General features: G+C 35.2%; 4 protein-coding genes. All 4 read right to left on the minus strand.

Annotation, left to right across the window (positions count from 1 at the left end; all coding sequences use genetic code 11):
- Positions 1 to 72: 72 nt before the first annotated feature.
- On the minus strand, positions 73 to 1,056 hold the full coding sequence (locus AC6CHJ_RS16535; RefSeq protein ID WP_000336291.1) for a protein rep: 984 nt from the start codon (positions 1,054 to 1,056) through the stop codon (positions 73 to 75).
- 249 nt (positions 1,057 to 1,305) lie between these two features.
- Entirely contained in the window at positions 1,306 to 2,553 is a 1,248-nt protein-coding gene (gene mobV, locus AC6CHJ_RS16540) for a MobV family relaxase (protein ID WP_333727156.1), read from the minus strand.
- Between the two features lie 551 nt (positions 2,554 to 3,104).
- Complete coding sequence (tet(L), locus tag AC6CHJ_RS16545; RefSeq protein WP_001574277.1) at positions 3,105 to 4,481, minus strand: tetracycline efflux MFS transporter Tet(L); 1,377 nt, start codon at positions 4,479 to 4,481, stop codon at positions 3,105 to 3,107.
- 33 nt (positions 4,482 to 4,514) lie between these two features.
- Complete coding sequence (locus tag AC6CHJ_RS16550) at positions 4,515 to 4,577, minus strand: tetracycline resistance efflux system leader peptide (RefSeq protein ID WP_012779615.1); 63 nt, start codon at positions 4,575 to 4,577, stop codon at positions 4,515 to 4,517.
- Between the last annotated feature and the right edge of the window lie 31 nt (positions 4,578 to 4,608).

Raw genomic sequence — 4,608 nt, forward strand, 5'->3', positions numbered from 1 at the left:
TTTACCACATATAAACTAAGTTTTAAATTCAGTATTTCATCACTTATACAACAATATGGCCCGTTTGTTGAACTACTCTTTAATAAAATAATTTTTCCGTTCCCAATTCCACATTGCAATAATAGAAAATCCATCTTCATCGGCTTTTTCGTCATCATCTGTATGAATCAAATCGCCTTCTTCTGTGTCATCAAGGTTTAATTTTTTATGTATTTCTTTTAACAAACCACCATAGGAGATTAACCTTTTACGGTGTAAACCTTCCTCCAAATCAGACAAACGTTTCAAATTCTTTTCTTCATCATCGGTCATAAAATCCGTATCCTTTACAGGATATTTTGCAGTTTCGTCAATTGCCGATTGTATATCCGATTTATATTTATTTTTCGGTCGAATCATTTGAACTTTTACATTTGGATCATAGTCTAATTTCATTGCCTTTTTCCAAAATTGAATCCATTGTTTTTGATTCACGTAGTTTTCTGTATTCTTAAAATAAGTTGGTTCCACACATACCAATACATGCATGTGCTGATTATAAGAATTATCTTTATTATTTATTGTCACTTCCGTTGCACGCATAAAACCAACAAGATTTTTATTAATTTTTTTATATTGCATCATTCGGCGAAATCCTTGAGCCATATCTGACAAACTCTTATTTAATTCTTCGCCATCATAAACATTTTTAACTGTTAATGTGAGAAACAACCAACGAACTGTTGGCTTTTGTTTAATAACTTCAGCAACAACCTTTTGTGACTGAATGCCATGTTTCATTGCTCTCCTCCAGTTGCACATTGGACAAAGCCTGGATTTACAAAACCACACTCGATACAACTTTCTTTCGCCTGTTTCACGATTTTGTTTATACTCTAATATTTCAGCACAATCTTTTACTCTTTCAGCCTTTTTAAATTCAAGAATATGCAGAAGTTCAAAGTAATCAACATTAGCGATTTTCTTTTCTCTCCATGGTCTCACTTTTCCACTTTTTGTCTTGTCCACTAAAACCCTTGATTTTTCATCTGAATAAATGCTACTATTAGGACACATAATATTAAAAGAAACCCCCATCTATTTAGTTATTTGTTTGGTCACTTATAACTTTAACAGATGGGGTTTTTCTGTGCAACCAATTTTAAGGGTTTTCAATACTTTAAAACACATACATACCAACACTTCAACGCACCTTTCAGCAACTAAAATAAAAATGACGTTATTTCTATATGTATCAAGATAAGAAAGAACCGTTTTTTCGCTACGCTCAAAACGCAGAAAAGGCACTCATTCGAGTGCCTTTTCTTATCGTTCCAAATCATGCGATTTTTTCCTCTTTGCTTTTCTTTGCTCACGAAGTTCTCGATCACGCTGCAAAACATCTTGAAGCGAAAAAGTATTCTTCTTTTCTTCTGATCGCTCATGCTGACGCACGAAAAGCCCTCTAGGCGCTTTTTCTTTCACTTTACCTACAAATACCCCGAACAACTCCTTAAAACTCTCTAAATCGTTTGTACGGGCTTTTAAAAAGTCTTTCGTCAATACATATAAACTTTCGATCTCATTCGTTAGATGCTCCACTGTACTCTTTAAACGACCGTTTTCTTCGGATAAAGATTTATTTGTAGATCGCAACTCTTTCACTTCTTTTTTCAACGATTGATTCTCTTTGGCGTAATCAGTATTCAGCAACTGATCCACTCTCGTTTGCAAAACTGCGCCTGCTTTTACTTTTTGCTTCAAATCTTGAAACACTTCGTCTTTTAAAATTACATTCCCCGTTGATTTCATAACCGTTTTCTTTTGCTCGATCCCCAAAAGATTTCGTTTCCCTGTCGGAACTTCAACGCTCTTCTTTTCTCTTTTCACTGGAATCTTAAATTCACCCGAAACTTCTTCAGATAAAATCGCCAACTCACTTTTTTTATTTTTCAATTCGCTCTCTAAAAGATCAATCTCTTTTTCTAACGTTTGTTTTTTAAATTTACTCGTTTCAATATGCTCCCGATCCGAACCTTTTTCTCCACGTTGTAAATCAAATCCGAGCTTCTGCATATGCTCTGGAAACTTATCTTGCAGCCACAACAATTCTTGACGATTGAACACATTTTTCCCTTGCAATTTTCCATCACGCATTGGCACGACACCCAAATGCATATGAGGAGTTTTTTCGTCAACATGAACAGTCGCATACGCAATATTTTGTTTTCCATATCGATCAGCAAATAATTTATAACTTTCCTCGAAAAATCGTTTCTGTTCATCAGGCTCTAATCGCTCAAAAAAATACTGATCAGACGTGACAAGTAATTCATTTACGAGTACAGCATCTTTTCTTGTTTTTCTCGTCCCAACTTTTTGGGATTCAATAATTTCTTTTACTCGCTCGTTATAATCGATCGGCTCATCATTCACCAAATCATAATTTTCATGAGTACGATCTGGATCAATGTCATCATTCGTTTTACTTTCACGCTCTCTCTGATTATGAAATTGAATTCCTTTCAGATCATGTGACTTCATTTTCTGCATACGGACTACTGCAAAACTCATTTATTTTCAACCTCGCTTTCGAGAAAATTTGTCATGACAAATCGGCGCAACTTCCATGTAAAGTATAACACACTATACTTTATATTCATAAAGTGTGTGCTCTGCGAGGCTGTCGGCAGTGCCGACCAAAACCATAAAACCTTTAAGACCTTTCTTTTTTTTACGAGAAAAAAGAAACAAAAAAACCTGCCCTCTGCCACCTCAGCAAAGGGGGGTTTTGCTCTCGTGCTCGTTTAAAAATCAGCAAGGGACAGGTAGTATTTTTTGAGAAGATCACTCAAAAAATCTCCACCTTTAAACCCTTGCCAATTTTTATTTTGTCCGTTTTGTCTAGCTTACCGAAAGCCAGACTCAGCAAGAATAAAATTTTTATTGTCTTTCGGTTTTCTAGTGTAACGGACAAAACCACTCAAAATAAAAAAGATACAAGAGAGGTCTCTCGTATCTTTTATTCAGCAATCGCGCCCTTTAATGGAACAAAAAGATTTGAATTCCTGTTATAAAAAAAGGATCAATTTTGAACTCTCTCCCAAAGTTGATCCCTTAACGATTTAGAAATCCCTTTGAGAATGTTTATATACATTCAAGGTAACCAGCCAACTAATGACAATGATTCCTGAAAAAAGTAATAACAAATTACTATACAGATAAGTTGACTGATCAACTTCCATAGGTAACAACCTTTGATCAAGTAAGGGTATGGATAATAAACCACCTACAATTGCAATACCTGTTCCCTCTGATAAAAAGCTGGTAAAGTTAAGCAAACTCATTCCAGCACCAGCTTCCTGCTGTTTCAAGCTACTTGAAACAATTGTTGATATAACTGTTTTGGTGAACGAAAGCCCACCTAAAACAAATACGATTATAATTGTCATGAACCATGATGTTGTTTCTAAAAGAAAGGAAGCAGTTAAAAAGCTAACAGAAAGAAATGTAACTCCGATGTTTAACACGTATAAAGGACCTCTTCTATCAACAAGTATCCCACCAATGTAGCCGAAAATAATGACACTCATTGTTCCAGGGAAAATAATTACACTTCCGATTTCGGCAGTACTTAGCTGGTGAACATCTTTCATCATATAAGGAACCATAGAGACAAACCCTGCTACTGTTCCAAATATAATTCCCCCACAAAGAACTCCAATCATAAAAGGTATATTTTTCCCTAATCCGGGATCAACAAAAGGATCTGTTACTTTCCTGATATGTTTTACAAATATCAGGAATGACAGCACGCTAACGATAAGAAAAGAAATGCTATATGATGTTGTAAACAACATAAAAAATACAATGCCTACAGACATTAGTATAATTCCTTTGATATCAAAATGACCTTTTATCCTTACTTCTTTCTTTAATAATTTCATAAGAAACGGAACAGTGATAATTGTTATCATAGGAATGAGTAGAAGATAGGACCAATGAATATAATGGGCTATCATTCCACCAATCGCTGGACCGACTCCTTCTCCCATGGCTACTATCGATCCAATAAGACCAAATGCTTTACCCCTATTTTCCTTTGGAATATAGCGCGCAACTACAACCATTACGAGTGCTGGAAATGCAGCTGCACCAGCCCCTTGAATAAAACGAGCCATAATAAGTAAGGAAAAGAAAGAATGGCCAACAAACCCAATTACCGACCCGAAACAATTTATTATAATTCCAAATAGGAGTAACCTTTTGATGCCTAATTGATCAGATAGCTTTCCATATACAGCTGTTCCAATGGAAAAGGTTAACATAAAGGCTGTGTTCACCCAGTTTGTACTCGCAGGTGGTTTATTAAAATCATTTGCAATATCAGGTAATGAGACGTTCAAAACCATTTCATTTAATACGCTAAAAAAAGATAAAATGCAAAGCCAAATTAAAATTTGGTTGTGTCGTAAATTCGATTGTGAATAGGATGTATTCACATTTCACCCTCCAATAATGAGGGCAGACGTAGTTTATAGGGTTAATGATACGCTTCCCTCTTTTAATTGAACCCTGTTACATTCATTACACTTCATAATTAATTCCTCCTAAACTTGATTAAAACAT

The sequence above is a fragment of the Rummeliibacillus sp. GQ308 genome, from assembly GCF_059759115.1.